The organism is Variovorax sp. GW821-FHT09B05 (genome assembly GCF_059418265.1).
Map to the genome: position 1 here is coordinate 224,654 of NZ_JBWKPN010000009.1, position 19,689 is coordinate 244,342.

The window sequence follows — 19,689 nt, forward strand, 5'->3', positions numbered from 1 at the left end:
CTTCGGTGGGTGGGGCGGGACGTGGCCTGGTTGCCACGGGTGGCCGACGAACGGCTTGGGGGTCTTCCCGAGGGAGGCCGGATCGGGGCCGTTTCCGCTTTTTCGTGCGGTGATTGCACGGCTCATTCACCGCAGATATTGCGGTGAATGGTTTGTGCTTGCGGCGAATCAGGCGTCTAATCTCCGCATGGAGCGCGGAGAAAACCTCTACATCTGGCAGGCCGACGACTGGCCCCGGTGGCGCTACGACCTGCCCGCCCTGGCCCAGCCCCTGGCCGATGTCAGCCGCGCCCAGGGCACCTTGCTCGGCCGCCTGGCCGACGTGGGGCTCGCGCTGCGCGACCAGGCCAGCCTGGCGGCGCTGACCGACGACGTGGTCAAGACCAGCGAGATCGAGGGCGAGGTGTTGGACGTGGCCTCGGTCCGGTCGTCGATCGCGCGCCGGCTCGGGCTCGACATCGGCGCGCTGGCGCCCGTCGACCGGCATGTGGAAGGCGTGGTCGAGATGGTGCTCGACGCCACTTCGCGCAGTGGCGAGCCCCTGAGCGCCGAGCGTCTGTTCGGCTGGCACGCGGCACTGTTCCCGACCGGCTATTCGGGCCTGTCGAAGATCGCCGTGGGCTGTTGGCGCGATGACGCGACCGGTCCGATGCAGGTCGTCTCCGGCCCGGTGAATCGCCGCAAGGTCCACTTCGAGGCGCCGCCCGCGGACACGCTGCCCGCGCAGGTGGAAGCGTTCCTGGACTGGGCCAACCGGGAGACGGACGAACCGGCCCTCCTCAAGGCGGGCCTGGCGCACCTGTGGTTCGTCACCCTGCATCCCTTCGACGATGGCAATGGCCGCATCGCGCGCGCCGTCGGCGACCTGTTCCTTGCCCGTGCCGATGGCGCGGGGCAGCGCTTCTACAGCCTGTCGGCGCAGATCCAGCGCGAGCGCAAGGCCTACTACGAGATCCTCGAGCGCACCCAGAAGGGCTCGCTCGATGTCACCGCATGGCTGGCCTGGTTCCTCGGCACGCTGGGTCGGGCCACCGCCAGCGCGCAGCTCACGCTCGACGGCGTGCTGGCCAAGGCGCGCTTCTGGCAGCGCTGGGCCGGTACGCCGGTGAACGAACGCCAGGCGAAGCTGCTCAACCGCCTGCTCGACGGCTTCGAAGGCAAGCTCACCAGCAGCAAGTGGGCCGCCATCGCCAAGTGCTCGCCGGACACGGCGCTGCGCGACATCACGCAGTTGCTGGCGCTGGGGGTGCTGAAGAAGTCGGCGGGAGGTGGGCGCAGTACGGGTTACGAGCTCATGGACTCCTGAGCCTCAAGGCGCACCCGGGACCCGCTTCCCGCGTTGCTCTGGCACAGCGTCGTGGGAATGCGGATCGAGCTGTCGGTGTTGCTGCCCGTGGCCGCAGTCTCCATGAACGCGACGACCGCCGCGGCGCTGCCGGCGATGCGTTGTGAGGATGCCAGTTGCTCTCGATGGGGCGGTAGTCGTTACCGCAGGGGTGTGATTCAAGTATCCAATGACTCGATGATGCGGGAGGGAGGACTGAATGCGGTGCAGTTCCTGTATCGGCAGGGAGTCTTAAAAAAATCAGTTGAGCCCGCGTTTCGGGCGCATTTATTTTTATGGCGATATATATCTTACGCTGCAAAGCGACGCTCCATCAGACCGGTGCACGTGCTTGTAAAAATGAATCATTAGCGAGGCGGCTCATTCTGCGAGGACTCAAGTGTTGCTTCCTGTTATTGGGCGCCTTGCATATTGCATCAAATGCAGCGGATCCAAACTATTCTGCAATCGCCTTGTCGGATCTTGCACGAGCAAAGCAGGTCATTTTTGATGCCCATCCGGCAGTGGCATTGAAAACAGACCAAGCGTTCAACGATTGGTTCATTCGAGGCTATGACGAAGCTATGAAATTGGCAATGCGGGCCGCGAACCGGGCCCAAGCACTGGCAGCGGTGCGCTATTACATCTCAGGCTTTCGCGATGGTCATGTAGCCGTCTGGGATCCGAATGCCTCCAGCAAGGCAATGTGGGCCGGGTGGACTGCGCAATTGAGGAGTGGCGAATGGCGCGTTGTGCATGCCGCTTCAAAATGGCCAACTTCGCTGCCGGAAAAAGGCGCCATGTTGATCGCCTGCGATGGATTGAAGCCTTTCGAATACATAGATACCTACATAGCGCCTTTCGTGGACCGGCGTACCGAGCTTGGATCCGTTCTGGACAGGCTGGCACTGCTGCTCTCCAATCGAATTCCTCGTGACAGCATCTGGGAGGCAGAAACGCCGCGCACTTGTACTTTCGAATCGAATGGAAAAACCATCGAACATCAGCTCGATTGGAAAAATTCGGACGAAGGTACTTCTTTCTTCAATGTGCAACAACCGCGGATAGGCGTTGAATCATGGGGTGAGAATAGATATTGGATATATGCGCAGCAGTTTCTGCCTGCTCGCTTGGCAGAAAATGAATTGGAGAACGCCATTTCGGCCATTCAAACTATTCCGGAGAAAGCAGAGGTCGTTGTATTTGATGCGCGTGGCAACAACGGTGGTAGCAGCCTTTTCGGTTATCAATTGCTCGCAGCACTAATGCGTCGAGATACACCGACAATCGACAGTGGCGCGCAGGCTTGGTGGCGCCCCTCTCGAATTTCAGTCGATTGGTTTGATCGTCTTGCGCGTGATGAATTGGTACGCACTGGGCCAAAGAGCATTAGATACAAGAAGATTCTGGAAATGAAAAATTTCCTGAAAGAGGCTCATGAAAAATCCGGGCCGAGTGTGTTGGTAGCCGATAGTGCAATTGAAGGAAGCCAGTACCCGCCCCCTCCCGACGGAAATTCATTCAAAGGTCGGGTTGTTCTGTTGACCGATAAGCACTGCGCGAGCGCCTGCCTGAATTTTTCGGATCTGGTGCTCGCAGTCCCGGGTTCTTTGCATGTAGGTGAATCGACCAGCTCGGACTCCGATTACCTCGACATCACGGTGGTTGATCTGCCGAGCGGCTTGCAGATGGCCGTCCCCCAAAAGGTATGGATTGGTCGGAGCCGGAAGGCAAACGAGCCACTCATTCCTGAACACATATTTTCGGGAGATATTTACGACACGCCGTCGCTCCGAGCCTGGATGGAGCCATTGCTGTGACTCTCGCAAAATCAGCCTGTCGTTTGATCACAGGGATAGCTCATTTTCCTGTCGTGCGGACGGCCCGAATGCGTACGGCGTGCCGCTAGGAGCGATGCCATGAGGCGGCGACTGGCCTGTGCCTGGTCGAAGAAAGCAGCACGGAAGCGTGATCGCGAGGCCCGAGCTGGCTCCCAAAGGCGTCCATTTGGGCCTGTTGGATTTGCGCAGGCTACATCGGTCAGTTCGACACGAAAAAATTCAACAGCCTGCTACGCCGCCCGCGCCGAAGCCGGCACCCGCGCCCCCCCATCGGCCACCAGCGCCGCACCCGTCACGAACGACGCCTCGTCGCTCGCGAGGAACAGGCACGCGGCCGCCATCTCCTCGGCCGAGGCCATGCGCCCGAGCGCGATGCGCGCCACGGTCTGTGCATGCGCGGCTTCCTCGGAGATGCCGCGCTCGGCAGCCAGGTCGCGCATCTCCTGCCGGCTCATCGGCGTGTCGACCCAGCCGGGGCACAGTGCATTGACGCGCACGCCGCGCGGCCCGTAGGCCTGCGCGGCCGAGCGCGTGAGCGCGACCACGCCGGCCTTGCTGGCGGCGTAGCTCGCCATGCCGGCACCGGCATTGAAGGCCGCCACCGAGGCGATGTTGACGATCGCGCCGCCGCCTTGCGCCACCATGCCCGGCAGCACCGCGCGCTGGCAGCGCATGGTGCCGCCGAGGTTGACCTCGTGCAGCCGCCGCCAGTCCTCGTCGTCGATGTCGGCCGCGTCGTCGTTGCGCACGATGCCGGCGCAGTTCACGAGCACGTCGATGCGGCCGAGGGCCGCGATCGCCGCGGCCACGGCCGCGCGCACGGCGGCGTCGTCGGTCACGTCGCAGTCGAGCGCGGGGCCGTCGCCCACCGGTTGCGGCCGTGGCCAGCCGGCGACGGCGACGCGCGCGCCCTCGCTTGCGAAGCGCGCGGCCACCGCGGCGCCGATGCCGCTCGCGGCGCCGACGAGGAGGCAGGCCTTGCCTTGCAAGCGTCCGCTCATGCCTGCTCCGCGAAGAAGGGACTCTCGGGCAGGGTCGAGCCGCCATCGACCACGATGGTCTGCCCGGTGATGTAGCGCGCGGCCGGGCTCGCCAGGAAGCGCATCGCCAGGGCGATGTCCTCGGGCCGGCCCAGCTCGCCGATCGGGATGTGGCGCGCGATGCGCGCGGCCTTCGCGGGATCGGACAGCAGCGAGCCGCCCTGCTTGGCGATGTAGCCGGGCTCGACGCCGTTGACGGTGATGCCCGCGCGCGCGTACTCGAGCGCGGCGCTGCGGATGAAACCGTTGACGCCGGCCTTGCTGGCCGCGTAGTGGGCGCTGCCGGGCATGGCGACGCGCGGGCCGGTCACGGAGGAGGTGACGAGCAGCCGTCCGCCGCCGCGCGCGCGCAGGTGCGGCACCGCCGCCTGCGCGAGCCAGAAGCAGGCCTTGAGGTTCACGGCCAGCGTGCGCTCGAGCTGCTCGTCGCTCATGGCGTCGATCGCTGCCCAGGGATTGACGGCGGCGTTGTGGACCACGATGTCGAGCGCGCCGAAGACGCGCACCGCCTCGGCCACCGCGCGCTCGGCCTCGTCGCGCCGGCCGATGTCGCAGGCCAGTGCCTGCACGGCGAAGCCGTGCGCGCGCAGCGCGGCCGCCACGGCCTCGCCGGCGCTGCCGGTGCGGTTGGCGATCAGCACCGAGGCGCCGGCCTCGGCGAAGGCCCGCGCGATCGCGGCGCCGATGCCGCGTCCGCCGCCGGTGACCAGCGCGACCTTGCCATGCAGGCCAAAGGGATCGTTGCCGCTCATGCGCTGCACTCCCGCGCGAAATCGGCGAAGGCCGCATCGTGCTCGTCTACTTCGCGTTCGGTGGTGCCGGGGCAGCACAGCATCATGTTGTGGAAGGGCGTGATCAGCACGCCGCGGTTCATCATGTAGAGGTGCAGCAGCGCCTCGAGCTCGCCGTCGCGCGTGCGCCGCACGTCGGCGGCGTTGCGCGGTGCATCGGGGCAGAACAGGGTCTCGACGCGCGCGCCGACCTGGGTCGCGTGCCAGGGCAGGCCGGCCCTGGCGATGCTCGCGTTCACGCCATCGGCCAGCCGCTCGGCGAGTGCGAGCATGCGCTCGAAGGCCTCGGGCGTCAGCACCTGCGACAGCACCGCGCGCATCACGGCCACGGTGAGCGCATTGCCGGCCAGCGTGCCGCCGAAGCCGGCATGCGCCGACTGGCGCTTGGTGGGATGCAGCTTGGGCAGCACCTGCCACACGCGCTCGGCGGTCTCGGCACTGAGGCCGAAGGCCGCGGCGGGAATGCCGCCGGCAATGGCCTTGCCGATCACGAACATGTCGGGCGCGAGGCCGTGCGCGCGCGTGTAGCCGCCGGGGCCGCTCGAGATGGTGTGGGTCTCGTCGATGACCAGCAGGGTGCCGGTCTCGCGCGTGAGGCGGCGCAGCGCGTCGTGGAAGCCGGGCGCGGGCGCGATCATTCCGTAGTTGGTCATGGCCGGCTCGGCCAGCACGCAGGCCACGTCGCCCGCGCGCAGCGCGCGTTCGAGCGCGGGCAGGTCGTTGAACTCGACCACGGCCGACAGGCGGTCGTGTGGAAAGCCGTTGGGATGGATGTCGTTGCGCATCGCGACCGCGCCGTCGCGCAGCTCGACGTGCGCCTCTTCCACCGAGCCGTGGTAGCAGCCCGAGAACACCAGCACGCGCGGCCGGCCCGTGACCATGCGCGCGAGCCGGATGCAGGCGCGGTTGGCGTCCGAAGCCGAGGTCGTGAGGTTCCAGTAGGGCAGGCCGAAGCGGCGCGCGAGTTCCTCGCCGACCCAGGCCGCGTCGTCGGTGGGCAGCATCAGCGAGCTGCCGATGCGCGCCTGCCGCGCCAGCGCTTCCACCACGGCCGGATGGCCATGGCCGCACATGCCGCCGGTGTCGCCGAGGCAGAAGTCGGCATAGCCGTGGCCGTCGACGTCGACGAAGCGCGCGCCGTAGGGCAGCTTCGCGTCCTGCACGTAGAGCGGCCAGCCGCCGATCCAGCGGCGCATCCAGTGCGAGGGCGCGCCATAGAGCCAGGCCTGCTGGCCTTGCGCGAAGAGTTCGCCGGATCGCGCATGGGTGCGCGCGTAGCGCTCCTGCTCGGTGCGCATCAGGGCCTGCACGCGCTCGCGCGGCACGGTGGGTTCGAAGGTCGGGGTCATGGTCGTTGCGAAGAGGAAGAGGGGATGCCGAGCAGCGCGAGGGCCCGCGCGTAGCTCGCGGCGGGCTGCATCACGTCGAAGTGCACGCAGCGCAGGCCCACGCGCTCGGCGCCGGCGATGTTGCGCAGCTGGTCGTCGACGAACACGCAGGCCTCGGCCGGCAGGCCGAGTTCGTCGAGGCATTGCCGGTAGGCGCGCGCATCGGGCTTGAGGATGCCGGTGTGGGTGGCGTCGACCACCACGTCGAAGGCCGCCATGAAGGGCAGGCGGCGGCGGAAGTCGGCGCCGTAGAACAGGTCGAGCTCGTTCGAGAGGATCGCGAGCCGGCAGCCGGCGCGGCGAGCGGCCTCGATCGCGGCCAGCGCCTCGGGCCGGATCGCGGCTTCGGGATCGGCGCCGCGCGCGCGTTGCACGAAGGTCTCCATCGCGTCCCAGCGCTCGCCCACCAGCGCGCCGACCTCGCGGGTGCGCACCATCCAGTAGTCGCGCTCCGAGAGCTTGTCGGCCTGCATGTCGCGCCAGAGCGGATCGCTCGCGAGGTCGAAGGGGCCGCGCCAGGTCAGCGTGCCGCGCGGCAGCGCGAGCGCTTCCTCGGTCAGCGCATGGGTCTCGAACAGCGTGCGGCTGATGACGCCGCCGAAGTCGAGCACCAGTGCCTGTGTTGCGTGCGTCGCGCTCATGCGGGCCTCCCCGCGGGCACGGTGCCGTCGGCGACCCAGGCATCGAACACCTGCAGCGCGGCCTCGCAGAAGGCGGCGTCGTTGATGTGCGCGTCGAGCTCGATCATGCGCGTGGCGCCGACGCTGTCGCGCAGCGCGGCGGTGAAGGCGGCCAGGCCTTCGGGATCGTGCAGCGGCTCGCCGGGCCGGTCCCAGCCCTCGATGCCCTGCAGCGGCAGCAGTACGCAGGTGGCGCCTTCCGCGCGCGCCAGGCGGCTCGCGATCTCGGTCGCCACGCCGCGCCGGAACGCAGGCGCGCTGAGCGCCGAGGCCAGCAGCCGGTTGTGGGTGTGGGCCGGCCGGCCTTCGAGGCCTCGGGGCGTGGGCTGCCAGGCCGGGAAGTCGAGCATGTCGATGGCGCCCGGCGCCACGATCTGCGGCGTGCCCGCGCGGCCGGCGCCCAGCAGCCGGTCGGGCCCCGCGGTCACGCAGGAGCCGCCGAGCTGGTTCGCCAGTTCCTGCAGGCTGAAGTCCATCACGGCGCAGAAGCGGCCCTCGGCGGCCAGCGCCTCGAAGGCACGACCGCCCATGCCGGTGGTGTGGAACACCGCGACCTCGTAGCCGCGCGCCTCGAGCGCGGGCTTGAGCGTCTTCATGTAGGTCAGCGCGCTCGAGCCCAGCGAGGTCATGCCGACCAGCGGCCGCTCGAAGGCCGGCGCGCGCGCCTGGCGGCAGGCGCCGAGCACCGCGCCCGCGGCCTGGCTCAGCGCCGAGCGGCACAGGCTGTTGAGGCCGTAGAGGCCGCCGGCCCACAGCACCATGATCAGGTCGGGCGGTATGCGTTCGGGCGGCAGCAGGTGCGAGTAGGCGATGGTCGAGACCACCACCTTCGGCACGCCCAGCGGCAGCGCCTGCGCCACCTCGAGCGCGAGGTCGGTGCCCATGGTGCCGCCGAGCGCCAGCAGGCCGTCGATGCGGCCCTCGGCATGCCAGCGCGCGGCCAGCCTGGCGGCGCCGCGCGCCATCAGGGTCATGGCGCTGTTCTCGTCGCCGCTGGCCGCCACCTCGGCCACGCTGCGGCCGGCGGCCGCGGCCACTTCGGCATTCGTGATCTCGGGCACGAAGGGCGCGCCGTCGAGCACGCCCACGTCCATCACCGCCACGCGGCCGCCGCCGGCCTCGATGCACTCGCGCATGAACAGCAGCTCGGCGCTCTTGGTGTCGGCGGTGCCGATCAGCAGAACGGTCGGCACCTTGCTCACAGCGTGGCTTCCACGTCGGCGAAGGCGCCCTCGAGCGCATCGACCATGTAGTCGACCTCCTCGCGCGTGATGACCAGCGGCGGCGACAGGATCAGGTTCGGGCCCGAGATGCGCACCATCAGCCCGCGCCGGTAGGCCGCCTGCGCCACCTTCGCGGCGATCGGGTTGCCGCGCGGCAGCGTGGTGCGCGTGGCCTTGTCGGCCACCATCTCGATGCCGAGCATCAGGCCCATGCCGCGCACGTCGCCGACGAAGCTGAAGCGGTCGACGAAGGGCCGCACGCGGGCCTGGAAATGCGCGCCCACGCGCGCCGCGTTGCCGGGCACGTCGAGCGCCTCGATCTGGTCGAGCGTGGCGAGCGCCGCGGCCGCGGCCACCGGATGCGCGCTGTAGGTGTAGCCATGGCCCACCGCGGCCTGGCCCGTGGGGTCGTTGAGGAAGACCTCGGCCACCTTGGCGCCGATGGCGGTGGCGCCCAGCGGCACGTAGCCCGAGGAGATGCCCTTGGCCAGGCACCAGAGGTCGGCCTTGACGTTCCACAGCCGCGTGCCGAACAGCGCGCCGCCGCGGCCGAAGCCGGTGACGACCTCGTCGGCGATCAGCAGCACGCCGTACTTGTCGCAGATCTCGCGCACGCGCGGCCAGTAGTTGGGCGGCGGCACGATCACGCCGCCGGCGCCCTGGATCGGCTCGGCGATGAAGGCCGCCACGGTGTCGGGCCCCTGGAACTGGATCTCGCGCTCGAGCAGCGTGGCGCAGATCTCGCCGAGCGCCTCGGGGTCCTGCGTGTAGGGATTGCGGTAGAGCCACGGCGTGTCGACGTGGAAGCAGCCGGGCAGCAGGGGCTCGTAGGCGCGGCGGAAGTTGAGGTTGCCGTTCACGCTCATGCCGCCGAAGTGAACGCCGTGGTAGCCCTGGCGCAGCGCGATGAACTTGTAGCGGTCGGCCTGGCCCTGCAGCTTCCAGTACTGGCGCGCGAGCTTGAGCGCGCCCTCCACCGCGTCGGAGCCGCCGTTGCTGAAGAACACCGCGGCCACGCCGTCGGGTTCCATCGTCTGCACGATGCGCTTCGACAGCTCGATCGCGCGCGGATGCGTGGTGCCGCGGAACACGTTGTAGAACGGCAGCTCGTCGAGTTGCGCCACGATCGCGTCGCGCACCGCCCGGTTGCTGTGGCCCAGGTTCGCGGCCCACAGGCCGCCGACGCCGTCGAGCATCTTGTGGCCGTCCACGTCCCAGATCCAGCAGCCCTGGCCGCGCGCGACGATGTCGGGCTTGCTCTTCTGCATGGCCTGCGGATGGGCCATGGGGTGCCACAGGTAGCGGGCGTTGTCTTCCTTGAGTGCGTCGATGTCTGTCGTCGTCATGCGGGGACTCCCACGGTGATGGTCTTGAGTTCGGTGTAGTGCAGCAGGCCCTCGGCGCCCATCTCCTGGCCGATGCCGCTCTGCTTCCAGCCGCCGAAGGGCATCTCGGGCTGCGAGACGCCGAAATGGTTGATGCCGACCATGCCGGCCTCGAGCGCTTCGCCCAGGCGGTGCGCGGTCTGCAGGTCGCGCGTGAAGGCATAGGCGCCGAGGCCGTAGGGCAGGGCGTTGGCGGCGGCGATCGCTTCGTCGAGCGTGTCGTAGGGCTGCAGCACCGCGATCGGGCCGAAGGGTTCCTGGCGCATCACGCGGCTGTCGTCGGGCGCATCGGCGATCACCGTGGGCTCGAAGAAGTAGCCGGGCCGCGCGATGCGCCGGCCGCCGCACAGCAGCCGCGCGCCGCGGTCGACGGCGTCGTCGACGAAGCGCTGCATGTCCTCGATGCGGCGCGCATGCGCGAGCGGGCCCATCTGCGTCGCGGGATCGGTGCCGGCACCGATGCGCAGCGCGCGCGCGGCCTGCACGAAGGCCTCGGCCCATTCGCCGAAGCGTGCGCGCGGCAGGTAGAAGCGGATCGGCGAGGCACAGACCTGGCCCGCGTTGCGGAACTTGGCGGCGATCGAGTTCCTGAGCGCGAACGCGAAGTCGGCGTCCTCGCAGACGATCACCGGCGCGTGGCCGCCGAGCTCGCCCGTGAAGCGCTTGACGTGGCGCGCCGCCTGCTCGCCGAGCAGCTGGCCCACCGCGACCGAGCCGGTGAACGAGACCTTGGCGATCGCGGGATGGTCGATGAGGAACGAGGACACCTCGGCCGGATCGCCGCACACCATGTTGAGCGCATCGGGCGGCACGCCCGCGTCGAGGAAGGCGCGCACCAGCAGCATGCAGGTGCCCGGCGTTTCCTCGGCCGGCTTGATGACCACGCTGCAGCCCGCGGCCAGTGCGCTCGCGAGCTTGCGCGTCGGCAGGTTGGCCGGGAAGTTCCACGGCGTGAAGGCCGCCACGGTCCCCACGGGCTGGCGCGTGACCGCTTGCGAGAGGATGCCCTCGACGCGCGGCGGCACCAGCCGGCCATACAGGCGCTTGGCCTCCTCGGCCTGGAAGTCGACGATGTCGGCCGACAGCGTGACCTCGCGCAGCGACTCGGCCAGCGGCTTGCCCTGTTCGAGCGTGAGCACCTGCGCGATGGTCTTCGCCCGGTCGCGGATCGCCTGCGCGGCGGTGCGCAGGATGTTGCAGCGCTCGAGCGCGCTCTTCGCGCGCCAGATCGCGAAGCCGCGGCGCGCGGACTCGGCGGCCTGCGCGAGTTCGTCGCGGCTGGCGAGCGGCAGTTGCGCGAGGGTGGCTTCGGTGGCGGGATCGACGACGGCGCGTTGGCCGCCTGCGGTCTGCGTGCGCCATCGGCCGGCGATGTGCAGGGCGAGTTCGGGATAGTCCATGCCGCGACGATAGGGATCGCACCCCCTGCCGCGTTATCGAAAACTGGCAAACCTCGTGCGTCCATCGTCGCTGTGTGGGCACGATGCATGAACGCGTTCCTATACTGTCCGCGCCCTTCACCTCCTCGCTCGCACCGTGCCCCGTTCACGCACCTCCTCGCCGCCGCGCTCGATCGCCGATGCCTTCGACCTCGAGACCTTCCTGCCGTTCCAGCTCTCGGTGGTCGCCAATCGCGTGAGCCAGTCGGTGGGCCAGGCGATCGCCGGCCGCTTCGCGCTGCAGATCCCCGAGTGGCGCATCGTGGTGGTGCTCGGCAAGTACGGCGCGCTGTCGGCGCTCGAGATCGCGCGCAAGACCAGCATGGACAAGGCACGCGTGAGCCGCGCGCAGCACCGGCTGGTCGACCTCGGCCTGGCCAACATGCACCCTTCCGCCGAGGACCGGCGCAAGGTCATCGTCTCGCTCGAGGAAGAAGGCCTTGCGCTCTACCGCGACATGGTGCCGCTCGCGCACGACACCGCGCAGCGGCTGTTCGCGCAGCTCACGGCCGACGAGCGGCGCGTGCTGCAGGCCCTCGTGCAGAAGCTGTTCGACAGCACCTCGGGTTTCGAGCCCAGCGGCGAGCTCGAGTAGGCGGGTTACAGGCCCTGGAGGTAGTGGGCCTTCTGCGCGGGGTAGTAGTCGCCGAAGGAGGGCAGCGCGCGGCCCTCGCGCGCGGCGACCAGCATGTCGAGGTAGTACTCCCAGCCCGGTCCCACCTCTGCCGCGAGCGCCGGATCGTCCAGGCGTTGCACGAAGCGCAGCGTGGTGATGTCGTCCTGCTGCGCCAGCGTCAGCTCGAGTCGCCACTCGCCGAACTCGTCCACGGTCGCGACCGCGAGGCGATGCGGCGCCTCGCAGGCATCGATCCTCAGCTCGGTCCAGGGCTGGTCCTTTTCGTGCACCAGCTGGAGCCGCACCGTCATGCCCTGGCCGGCCTCGCCTTCCCAGGGCCCGAACCAGAGCGCGGTCTTCCCGGGCCTCGTGACGCTGACCCAGACGTCGTCGATGGGCGCGCGAAACCTGCGCTCGATGATCAGGTCGTTTCCTTGAAGCCGGCCGGTGGCTTGGGGGCTCATGCAGTCTCCTGGCGTTCGTGGATCGCCACGCATTCTCTTCGGGGCGCGTGGATCCGAAGGAATTCAGGCCTGGGCGCCGAGGGTTTCTCCCGGTGCTTTGAGATCGTTGTCAACGAAACAATCTGGTCTGGAGATTGCTTCGGTCCAGGGGATCCCCCGTCCCCGTGGATATCCGCCATGAACTGCCAGACCGCCTCCACCCCCCGCCTTCCCATCGAGCGCTGGACCCTCACCACGCACGACATCGACGCCTATGCCAGCAGCCAGAGCGGCTGGCACCTGGAGTGCGACATGCTGTCGGGCGGCAGCTTCGCGGGCTTTCTCGACCATGTGCAGCTGCCGGGCCTGCGGCTGGTGCGCGAGACCACCAACCGCGCGCTGCGCCAGCACGGCGAAATGAATCCCGAGTGCTGCGGCTTCGCGCTGACCTGCCGGCAGGAGGGCGAGGCGCGCTTCTCGGGCCAGCGGCTCGATACCGGATCGGTGATGGTCGGGCGCTGCGACGAGCTCGACCTGTGCAGCCCGCCGGGCTTCGAGCTGATGGGCATCGTGGTCGACAACGCGCTGCTGCAGTCGCTGGCCGAGCGCCTCGACGAGCGCGGCCCGCCGGCCTGGCTGGCGCGGCGCGTGGTGCTGCACTTCGACGACGCGACCATGCGCGCGCTGCGCGGCACGCTGCTCGGCGCCTTCGCCGCGCTCGATGCGATGCCCGCGCTGCTCGCCGACCCGACCGCCACCACGCAGCTGCGCGACGACGTGCTGCTGGCCTGGCTCGAGGCGCTGCCCGAGGACGTGGACCTGCGCGAGCTGCGCTCCACCGAGGCGCAGCGCCGCGTGGTGCGCCGCGCCTGCGAGCTGATGATGGCGCGGCCCGACGAGCCGCTGTCGATGCTCGAGGTCTGCAGCCGCATCGGCGCGAGCCAGCGCAAGCTCAACTACTGCTTCCAGGAAACGCTGGGCCTGAGCCCGGCGCGCTACCTCAGGGCGCTGCGCCTCAACGGCGTGCGGCGCGAACTCAAGCGCCTGGGCGCCGGCTCGGTGCAGGACGTCGCGGCCCACTGGGGCTTCTGGCACCTGAGCCAGTTCGCGACCGACTACCGGCGCCAGTTCGGCGAGTTGCCCTCGCAGACGCTGCGTGGCGCCGCGCTGATGCACCACTGAAGGGCCGACCGGGCGATCCCAGGGGAAACCCCGGGGGCCGCGGCACGCCAGGTTTGCCAATTCTTGATACCCGCTTCGCGGCGCGATCGCTATCGTCGATCGCCATATGTCGTCCTTTCCGTCCACCTTGCCGAGCGCCCGCGCGCTCGCCGCGGCGCTGAAGCGCCGCGAGTTCTCGTGCCGCGAACTGATGCAGGCCTGCCTGGCGCGCATCGACAGCCTCAACCCGAAAGTCAACGCGCTGGTCTCGCTGCAGCCGGCCGAACGGATGTTGCGCGAGGCCGATGCCTGCGACGCGCGTCTGGCGCGCGGCGAGCCGGTGGGCCGGCTGCACGGTTTTCCGATGGCGCCCAAGGATTTCGTCGCCACCGCGGGCATCCCCACCACCATGGGCAGCCCGCTGTTCGCCCACCAGCTCGTGCCGCACGACGCGATCATGGTCGAGCGGCTGCGCCGCGCCGGCGCGATCTTCGTCGGGCGCAGCAACACGCCCGAGTTCGGCCTGGGCTCGCACACCTACAACACGGTGTTCGGCACCACGCGCAACGCCTGGAACCTCGACCGCGCGGCCGGCGGCAGCAGCGGCGGCGCCGCGGTGGCGCTCGCGCTGCAGATGCTGCCCGTGGCCGACGGCAGCGACATGATGGGTTCGCTGCGCAACCCGGCGGCCTGGAACCATGTCTATGGCCTGCGGCCCTCGCTGGGCCGCGTGCCGACCGGGCCCGGGCCCGAGCTGTTCTTCCAGCAACTGGGTTGCGAAGGGCCGATGGGCCGCACGCCCGAGGACGTGGCCTGGCTGCTGTCGGTGCAGGCCGGCCACGATCCGCGCTCGCCGCTGAGCCTGGTCGGCGACGGCGAGGCCTTCGCGCAGCCGCTCGATGCCGAGCTGCGCGGCACGCGCGTGGCCTGGCTCGGCGACCTCGGCGGCCACCTGGCGATGGACCCCGGCGTGATGGCGCTGTGCGAGGCGGCGCTGCGCCACTTCGACACCCTGGGCTGCACGGTCGAGCCGGCCGTGCCCGATTTCGACTTCGATGCGCTGTGGACCGCCTGGCTGCGCCTGCGCGGCTTCATCGTGGCCGGCGCGCTGCAGGGCCTGCATGCCGATCCGGCGCTGCGCGCGAAGCTCAAGCCCGAGGCCTGCTGGGAGATCGAGCAGGGCCAGCGGCTGGCCGTGCCCGCGCTGCACGAGGCCGCCGTCACGCGCACCCGGTGGCATGCCACGCTGCTCGAGCTGTTCGAGCGCTTCGACGTGCTGGTGCTGCCGGCCGCGCAGGCCTTTCCGCTGCCGGCCGAGCTGCACTGGCCGCGCGAGGTCGGCGGCCGCGCGATGGACACCTACCACCGCTGGATGGAAGTGACCATCTGCCCCTCGCTCGCGGGCCTGCCCGCGATGGCGGTGCCGGCCGGCTTCTCGCCTGACGGCGCGACGCGCGGCCTGCCGATGGGCCTGCAGCTGATCGGCCGGCCCGGCGCCGACCTCGAGGTGCTGCGGCTCGCGCACGGCTGGCACCAGGCCGTGCCCTTCGCCGATGCGCGCTCGCCGCTGCTGGCCGCGGCCTGAATTTCCGAGAACAGACAACAACCACCCGAGGAGAAAAGCGCATGCGCAGACGTTCGATGATCGGTGCCGGCCTGGCGGCCGGCCTGTCCACCATGGCCGGCTCCGTCCTGGCCCAGGGGCTGGCCGGCAAGACCCTGAACCTGATCGTTCCCTACCCGGCCGGCGGCGGCTCCGACATCAACGCGCGGCTGGCCGCGCCCGAGCTGTCGCGGCTGCTGGGCCAGCCGGCCGTGGTCGACAACGTGCCCGGCGCCAGTGGATCGCTGGGCGTGATGAAGGCCGCCAACGGCGCGGCTGACGGCTCGGTGCTGCTGATGGGCTCGCCGATGGAGTTGATGCTCACGCCGCTCACGCTCGCCAGCGCGCGCTACAAGGCCGAGGACTTCCGCCCCATCGGCATGATGGCCGTGACCTCGATGGTGCTGCTGGCGCGCAAGGACCTGGGCCCGGGCAGCGTCGACGAGCTGATCGCGCAGCTGCGCAAGCCCGACGCGAAGGAGCTGAGCTACGGCAGCATCGGCCCGGGCTCGCTCTACCACCTGCTGGGCGAGCGCTTCACGCAGCAGACCGGCACCAAGATGCTGCACGTGCCCTACAAGGGCTTCGCGCCGATCATCAACGATCTGCTCGGTGGCCAGATCGACCTGGTGTTCGCGCCGCTGGCCGGCAACGTGCCCGACCTGCTCGATGCCGGCAAGGTCAAGGCGCTGGGCATCGCGGCCGCCGCGCCGCACGAGCGCTTCGGCGCCATTCCGCTGATCCGCGCCAGCAAGGGGCTCGACGACTTCGTCTACAGCCTCTGGGCCGGCGCGCAGGTGTCGCAGCGCGTGCCCGAGGAAACCCAGCAGCGGCTGCACGTGGCCTTCAACGAGATGATGCGCAAGCCCGAGCTGCGCCGCGCCATCGAGCTCGGCGGCAGCAAGGTGGCGCCCGAGCAGACGCTGGCCGAGCTGCGCCGCGGCTACCAGGCCGACGTGGAGCGCTACCGCGCGATCGCGAAGTCGGTCAACCTGCGCCCCGAATGAGGGCGGCGGCTGCGGCCCGCGATTTGCCAGTTTTCGATAACGGCGAGCCGGCGCGCGGAGGGAGGATGCGGCCCTGTCCATCCTCCATCGCCAAGGAGCATTCCATGCCCGCCGCTTTCCCTTTTGCAGCCTCCGGCGCGCTGACGCGCCGCCAACTCGTCATCGGCGGCGGCGCGGCCGCGCTGGCCGGCGTGCCCGCGCTGTCGCACGCGCAGTCGAAGACGATCAAGATCGGCTACCTCACGACCTTGTCGGGCGTGCGCGCCAATTTCGGCGAGGCCGACCCCTGGAGCCTGGAGCGCGTGCGCGCCGCGCTGAAGGACGGCCTGACCATCGCGGGCACCACCTACAAGGTCGAGATCGTGGTGCGCGACACCCAGTCCGACGCCAACCGCGGCGCCACGATGGCCAGCGAGCTGTTGCTGCGCGAGAAGGTCGACCTGCTGCTGGTGCAGGACAGCGATGCCGCGCTCGCGGCCGGCCAGCTCTGCGACGTCAACGGCGTGCCGATGGTCTCGACCATGGGTCCGTGGCAGGCCATCACCTTCGGCCGCGGCTCCACGCCGCAGAAGGGCTTTCCGTTCTCGTTCCATTTCTTCTGGGGCGCCGACGACGTGCTGAAGAACTTCTTCGGCATGTGGGAGCCGCTCAAGGTGGAGCGCTCGCTGGGCACGCTCTACATCGACAACGGCCCGGGCCATGCCTTCGCCGATCCGGCCACCGGCATCCCGGGCGGCGCGAAGCAGCGCGGCTACAAGGAGACCAACGGCGGCTTCTTCAAGATCGCGACCGACGACTTCAGCAACCAGGTCTCGAGCTTCAAGGCGGCGCGCGCGAACATCGTCTCGGGCTTCGCCTATGCCAACCACTTCGCCACCTTCTGGAAGCAGGCGCAGCAGTCGGGCTACCGGCCCGAGGTGGTGACGATGGCGGCGGCCTTCCTGTTCCCGAGCGCGGTCGAGTCGCTGGGCGCGGCCGGCAACGGCATGTCGACCGAGGTCTGGTGGACGCCCAACTTTCCGTTCAAGTCCTCGCTGACCGGCCAGAGCGCCAAGGCACTGGCGGCCGACTGGGAGAGCTCCACCGGCAAGCAGTGGACCCAGCCCATCGGCTACGGCCATGCGCTGTTCGAGGTCGGCATCGCGGCGCTGAAGAACGCGACCAATCCAAAAGACAAGAAGGCGGTGCGCGATGCGCTGGCCAACCTGCAGCTCGACTCGGTGGTCGGGCGCATCGACTTCAAGGGCAGCCCGATCAAGAGCGTGGCCGTCACGCCGATGGTGGCGGGCCAGTGGCGCAAGACCGCCGCGGGCGCGAAGTTCCCCTACGAGCTGGTGATCACGCACAACAGCACCGCGAAGCAGATCCCGGTGGAAGACGAACTCAAGCTGCTGTCGCAGCTCAAGGCCTGAGCCCGCGACGCATGACCGACTGCCTCGTCATCGACGGCCTGTGCAAGCGCTACGGCGAGATCGTGGTGGCCGACGGCGTGTCGCTCGCGCTCGCGCGCGGCCAGTGCCTCGGCGTGGTCGGCCCCAACGGGGCCGGCAAGAGCTCGCTGTTCAACCTGATCACCGGCGTGGCCGTGCCCGATGCCGGCAGCATCCGGCTCGAGGGCCGCGAGCTGGTCGGCCTGCGCGCCGATGCGCGCGCGCGGCTGGGCGTGGCGCGCGCCTTCCAGATCCCGCAGCCCTTCGCGCACCTGACCGCCTACGAGAACGCGCTGGCCGCCGCCAGCTTCGCGGCGCGGCTGCCGCGCGCGCAGGCCGCGCAGCTGGCCTGGGAGGTGCTCGAGCGCACCGGCCTGGCCGACCGCGCCGAGGTGCCCGCGGGCCGGCTGCCGCTGCTCGACCGCAAGCGGCTCGAACTGGCCAAGGGCCTCGCGGCCCGGCCGCACCTGCTGCTGCTCGACGAGATCGCGGGCGGCCTGACCGAGGCCGAGGTGCAGGTGCTGGTCGCGCTGGTGCTCGAGCTCAAGCGCGACGTGGCGATGATCTGGATCGAACACATCGCGCAGGCGCTGATGGCGGTGGCCGACCGCATCATGGTGCTGAACTTCGGCCGCAAGCTGCTCGAGGACGCGCCGGCCGCCGCGATGGCCAGCCGCGAGGTGCGCGAGATCTACATGGGCGTCGGAGACGAAGCAGAGGAAGAAGCAGAGGAGGGCGCCCATGCCGCTGCTTGAAGTGCGAGACCTCTGCAGCCACTACGGCGACCTGCAGGCGCTGTTCGATCTGTCGCTCGACGTGGGCGAGGGCGAGGCCACGGCGCTGATCGGCGCCAACGGGGCCGGCAAGTCCACGCTGATCCGCGCCATCGCGGGCCTGGGCCGGCGCAGCCGCGGCACGGTGCGCTTCGACGGCCAGGCCATCGAGGCCGAGCCGGCCGAGCGCATCGCGCGCCGCGGCATCGCGCTGGTGCCCGAGGGCCGCATGCTGTTCGCCTCGCTCACGGTGGAGGAGAACCTGCGCATGGGCGCGCTGTGCGGCCGGGCCGGCCACTGGAACCTGGCCACCGTGTATGCGCTGTTCCCGATCCTGCGCGAGTTCCGGCACCGGCCGGCCACGCGGCTGTCGGGCGGTCAGCAGCAGATGGTGAGCATCGGCCGCGCGCTGATGGCCAACCCGCGGCTGATGCTGTGCGACGAGATCTCGCTGGGCCTGGCGCCGGTGGTGATCGCGCAGATCTACCGCGCTTTCGGCGACATCCAGGCGCAGGGCACGGCCCTGCTGATCGTGGAGCAGGACGTGACGCGCGCCTGCCGCATCGCGCAGCGTGTGTACTGCCTGCTCAAGGGCCGCGTCACGCTGGCCGGCCGCGCGTCGGACTTCAGCGCGCAGCAGATCGCCAACGCCTACTTCGGGCACTGAGAAAAGCACCATGGCCTGGATCGAAACCCTCATCAACGGCGTGCTGCTCGGCGGCCTCTATGCGCTCTTCGGCCTCGGGCTGGCGCTGGTCTTCGGCGTGATGCGCATGGTCAACCTCGCGCACGGCGAGTTCGTCGTGCTCGCGGCCTACTTCGCGGTGTTCCTGGCCGCGCAGTTCCCGCAGGTGTCGCCGCTGCTGCTGCTGGTGCCGGTGGCGCTGGCCGCCTTCGGCACCGGCTACCTGCTGCAGCGGCTGCTGCTCAACCGCGCGGTGGCGACCGACGATCCGCTCACGCCCGTGCTGGTGACCTTCGGCATCGCGGTGGTGCTGCGCAACCTGATGGTCGAGCTGTTCGGCGCCGACCCGCGCGCGCTCGACGGCGGCGCGCTGGCCACGGCCGGCTTCGAGATCGGCGGCCTGCGCATCGGCTGGTACCCGGTGCTGGTGCTGGGGCTCGCGGTGCTGGCCTTCGGCGCATTGCAGTGGCTGCTGCGGCACTCGCGCTTCGGCCTGATCGTGCGCGCCACCTCCGACCACCGCGAGATCGTGCGCACCATGGGCGTGCGGCCGCGCCATGTCTACGGCGTGGTCATGGGGCTGTCGCTGGCCTTCGCCTCGGTGGCGGGGCTGCTGCTGGCGCTGCGCAGCTCGTTCACGCCGTTCTCGGGTGTGGAGCGGCTGCTCGGTGCCTTCGAGGTCGTGATCATCGGCGGCATGGGCTCGTTCTGGGGCGCGCTGGCCGGCGGCATCGCGCTGGGCGTGGCGCAGCTCGCGGGGCAGCGGCTCGATTCCAACGCGGGCGCGCTCTATGCGCACCTGCTGTTCTTCATCGTCCTGATGGTGCGCCCGAACGGCATCGCGGGCCAACGGGCCTGAC

At 69.8% G+C, this 19,689-nt stretch carries 18 protein-coding genes; 10 read left to right on the forward strand and 8 right to left on the reverse strand.

The annotated features are described in order from the left end of the window. Positions 1 to 187 precede the first annotated feature (187 nt). Together AC07RM_RS23740 and AC07RM_RS23745 are read left to right on the forward strand one after the other, a co-directional pair. Entirely contained in the window at positions 188 to 1,306 is a 1,119-nt protein-coding gene (locus AC07RM_RS23740; RefSeq protein WP_495336111.1) for a Fic family protein, read from the forward strand. A 443-nt stretch (positions 1,307 to 1,749) separates the two neighbouring features. Further along, the gene (locus AC07RM_RS23745; RefSeq protein ID WP_495336112.1) at positions 1,750 to 3,144 is read left to right on the forward strand and encodes a hypothetical protein; all 1,395 of its coding nucleotides are present in this window, start codon (positions 1,750 to 1,752) and stop codon (positions 3,142 to 3,144) included. 251 nt (positions 3,145 to 3,395) lie between these two features. On the opposite strand, the gene AC07RM_RS23750 is transcribed toward AC07RM_RS23745, so the two are convergent. From AC07RM_RS23750 to AC07RM_RS23780, 7 genes are read right to left on the reverse strand one after another with little or no spacing between them, the layout of a single operon-like run. Beyond that, a complete protein-coding gene (locus AC07RM_RS23750; protein ID WP_495336113.1) occupies positions 3,396 to 4,166 on the reverse strand; it encodes an SDR family NAD(P)-dependent oxidoreductase in 771 nt (256 codons plus the stop codon). Continuing rightward, the gene (locus AC07RM_RS23755; protein ID WP_495336114.1) at positions 4,163 to 4,957 is read right to left on the reverse strand and encodes an SDR family oxidoreductase; all 795 of its coding nucleotides are present in this window, start codon (positions 4,955 to 4,957) and stop codon (positions 4,163 to 4,165) included. Before AC07RM_RS23755 ends, AC07RM_RS23750 begins: the two co-directional genes overlap by 4 nt. Then, positions 4,954 to 6,345, reverse strand: a complete 1,392-nt coding sequence (locus AC07RM_RS23760; RefSeq protein ID WP_495336115.1) for a transaminase — start codon at positions 6,343 to 6,345, stop codon at positions 4,954 to 4,956. The genes AC07RM_RS23755 and AC07RM_RS23760 overlap by 4 nt, the downstream gene beginning before the upstream one ends. Further along, positions 6,342 to 7,025 carry an HAD-IA family hydrolase gene (locus AC07RM_RS23765; protein ID WP_495336116.1) on the reverse strand — a complete coding sequence of 228 codons (684 nt, stop codon included), beginning with the start codon at positions 7,023 to 7,025 and terminating at the stop codon, positions 6,342 to 6,344. Before AC07RM_RS23765 ends, AC07RM_RS23760 begins: the two co-directional genes overlap by 4 nt. Beyond that, positions 7,022 to 8,266, reverse strand: coding sequence for a Tm-1-like ATP-binding domain-containing protein (locus AC07RM_RS23770; protein ID WP_495336117.1), 1,245 nt, complete (start codon positions 8,264 to 8,266; stop codon positions 7,022 to 7,024). The genes AC07RM_RS23765 and AC07RM_RS23770 overlap by 4 nt, the downstream gene beginning before the upstream one ends. Next, positions 8,263 to 9,633 carry an aminotransferase class III-fold pyridoxal phosphate-dependent enzyme gene (locus AC07RM_RS23775; RefSeq protein WP_093345479.1) on the reverse strand — a complete coding sequence of 457 codons (1,371 nt, stop codon included), beginning with the start codon at positions 9,631 to 9,633 and terminating at the stop codon, positions 8,263 to 8,265. The genes AC07RM_RS23770 and AC07RM_RS23775 overlap by 4 nt, the downstream gene beginning before the upstream one ends. Next, on the reverse strand, positions 9,630 to 11,072 hold the full coding sequence (locus AC07RM_RS23780; RefSeq protein ID WP_495336118.1) for an NAD-dependent succinate-semialdehyde dehydrogenase: 1,443 nt from the start codon (positions 11,070 to 11,072) through the stop codon (positions 9,630 to 9,632). Before AC07RM_RS23780 ends, AC07RM_RS23775 begins: the two co-directional genes overlap by 4 nt. Positions 11,073 to 11,208: 136 nt before the next feature. Between AC07RM_RS23780 and AC07RM_RS23785 the strand changes: the two genes are divergently transcribed. Further along, positions 11,209 to 11,706 carry a MarR family winged helix-turn-helix transcriptional regulator gene (locus tag AC07RM_RS23785; protein WP_495336119.1) on the forward strand — a complete coding sequence of 166 codons (498 nt, stop codon included), beginning with the start codon at positions 11,209 to 11,211 and terminating at the stop codon, positions 11,704 to 11,706. 5 nt (positions 11,707 to 11,711) lie between these two features. Here the strand turns inward: AC07RM_RS23785 and AC07RM_RS23790 are convergent, their stop codons facing one another. Next, positions 11,712 to 12,191 (reverse strand): SRPBCC family protein, encoded by a 480-nt coding sequence (locus AC07RM_RS23790; RefSeq protein WP_495336120.1) that lies wholly within the window; start codon positions 12,189 to 12,191, stop codon positions 11,712 to 11,714. Between the two features lie 177 nt (positions 12,192 to 12,368). Between AC07RM_RS23790 and AC07RM_RS23795 the strand changes: the two genes are divergently transcribed. The 7 genes from AC07RM_RS23795 (at position 12,369) to AC07RM_RS23825 (ending at position 19,688) form a co-directional block, all read left to right on the forward strand. Further along, positions 12,369 to 13,352 (forward strand): helix-turn-helix domain-containing protein, encoded by a 984-nt coding sequence (locus AC07RM_RS23795; protein WP_495336121.1) that lies wholly within the window; start codon positions 12,369 to 12,371, stop codon positions 13,350 to 13,352. Between the two features lie 127 nt (positions 13,353 to 13,479). Next, the gene (locus AC07RM_RS23800; RefSeq protein ID WP_495336122.1) at positions 13,480 to 14,916 is read left to right on the forward strand and encodes an amidase; all 1,437 of its coding nucleotides are present in this window, start codon (positions 13,480 to 13,482) and stop codon (positions 14,914 to 14,916) included. Between the two features lie 41 nt (positions 14,917 to 14,957). Further along, the gene (locus AC07RM_RS23805) at positions 14,958 to 15,941 is read left to right on the forward strand and encodes a Bug family tripartite tricarboxylate transporter substrate binding protein (RefSeq protein WP_209544360.1); all 984 of its coding nucleotides are present in this window, start codon (positions 14,958 to 14,960) and stop codon (positions 15,939 to 15,941) included. 104 nt (positions 15,942 to 16,045) lie between these two features. Next, positions 16,046 to 17,353, forward strand: a complete 1,308-nt coding sequence (locus tag AC07RM_RS23810) for an ABC transporter substrate-binding protein (protein WP_495336123.1) — start codon at positions 16,046 to 16,048, stop codon at positions 17,351 to 17,353. Between the two features lie 11 nt (positions 17,354 to 17,364). Continuing rightward, on the forward strand, positions 17,365 to 18,126 hold the full coding sequence (locus tag AC07RM_RS23815) for an ABC transporter ATP-binding protein (RefSeq protein ID WP_495336124.1): 762 nt from the start codon (positions 17,365 to 17,367) through the stop codon (positions 18,124 to 18,126). Next, entirely contained in the window at positions 18,113 to 18,811 is a 699-nt protein-coding gene (locus AC07RM_RS23820; protein WP_208514101.1) for an ABC transporter ATP-binding protein, read from the forward strand. Before AC07RM_RS23815 ends, AC07RM_RS23820 begins: the two co-directional genes overlap by 14 nt. 10 nt (positions 18,812 to 18,821) lie before the next feature. Next, positions 18,822 to 19,688 (forward strand): branched-chain amino acid ABC transporter permease, encoded by an 867-nt coding sequence (locus AC07RM_RS23825; protein ID WP_057590101.1) that lies wholly within the window; start codon positions 18,822 to 18,824, stop codon positions 19,686 to 19,688. Position 19,689 lies beyond the last annotated feature (1 nt).

Bases quoted from the DNA above. Each gene is read 5' to 3' on its own strand.
- AC07RM_RS23740 (WP_495336111.1), top strand. From the start codon at position 188: ATGGAGCGCGGAGAAAACCTCTACATCTGGCAGGCCGACGACTGGCCC.
- AC07RM_RS23750 (WP_495336113.1), bottom strand. From the start codon at position 4,166: ATGAGCGGACGCTTGCAAGGCAAGGCCTGCCTCCTCGTCGGCGCCGCG.
- AC07RM_RS23755 (WP_495336114.1), bottom strand. From the start codon at position 4,957: ATGAGCGGCAACGATCCCTTTGGCCTGCATGGCAAGGTCGCGCTGGTC.
- AC07RM_RS23760 (WP_495336115.1), bottom strand. From the start codon at position 6,345: ATGACCCCGACCTTCGAACCCACCGTGCCGCGCGAGCGCGTGCAGGCC.
- AC07RM_RS23765 (WP_495336116.1), bottom strand. From the start codon at position 7,025: ATGAGCGCGACGCACGCAACACAGGCACTGGTGCTCGACTTCGGCGGC.
- AC07RM_RS23775 (WP_093345479.1), bottom strand. From the start codon at position 9,633: ATGACGACGACAGACATCGACGCACTCAAGGAAGACAACGCCCGCTAC.
- AC07RM_RS23780 (WP_495336118.1), bottom strand. From the start codon at position 11,072: ATGGACTATCCCGAACTCGCCCTGCACATCGCCGGCCGATGGCGCACG.
- AC07RM_RS23790 (WP_495336120.1), bottom strand. From the start codon at position 12,191: ATGAGCCCCCAAGCCACCGGCCGGCTTCAAGGAAACGACCTGATCATC.
- AC07RM_RS23795 (WP_495336121.1), top strand. From the start codon at position 12,369: ATGAACTGCCAGACCGCCTCCACCCCCCGCCTTCCCATCGAGCGCTGG.
- AC07RM_RS23805 (WP_209544360.1), top strand. From the start codon at position 14,958: ATGCGCAGACGTTCGATGATCGGTGCCGGCCTGGCGGCCGGCCTGTCC.
- AC07RM_RS23810 (WP_495336123.1), top strand. From the start codon at position 16,046: ATGCCCGCCGCTTTCCCTTTTGCAGCCTCCGGCGCGCTGACGCGCCGC.
- AC07RM_RS23815 (WP_495336124.1), top strand. From the start codon at position 17,365: ATGACCGACTGCCTCGTCATCGACGGCCTGTGCAAGCGCTACGGCGAG.
- AC07RM_RS23820 (WP_208514101.1), top strand. From the start codon at position 18,113: ATGCCGCTGCTTGAAGTGCGAGACCTCTGCAGCCACTACGGCGACCTG.
- AC07RM_RS23825 (WP_057590101.1), top strand. From the start codon at position 18,822: ATGGCCTGGATCGAAACCCTCATCAACGGCGTGCTGCTCGGCGGCCTC.